The 234-nt window shown below is 60.7% G+C and carries 1 pseudogene; it reads right to left on the reverse strand.

The window, feature by feature from the left end:
* Nucleotides 1-14: 14 nt before the first annotated feature.
* Nucleotides 15-234 (reverse strand): annotated as a pseudogene (locus tag BN358_RS26625) (hypothetical protein); the annotation flags it as partial.

Consider the following 234-nt stretch of genomic DNA (forward strand, 5'->3'; position numbering starts at 1 on the left):
TTGGAGGGGGGAGATCAGCTCGGCTCGAAGGAGACGTGCACGTGGTTCATGTGGTTCTGGGTGTCGCTGCCGCGGTCTTCCATCTTCTTCCAGGAGCCGCGAGTCAGGGTGTAGCTGCGCTGCCGCCACAGGATGTAGGTGACGTGGAGGCGCTTGCCGTTGTCGATGAAGTACTGGGCGATGGAGTCGCCGAGCGCCTTGTTCGACTTGTAGCTGGGGATCATGATGTCGATC

It is taken from the genome of Sedimentibacter sp. B4 (assembly GCF_000309315.1).
Taxonomy (GTDB): domain Bacteria; phylum Bacillota; class Clostridia; order Tissierellales; family Sedimentibacteraceae; genus Sedimentibacter; species Sedimentibacter saalensis.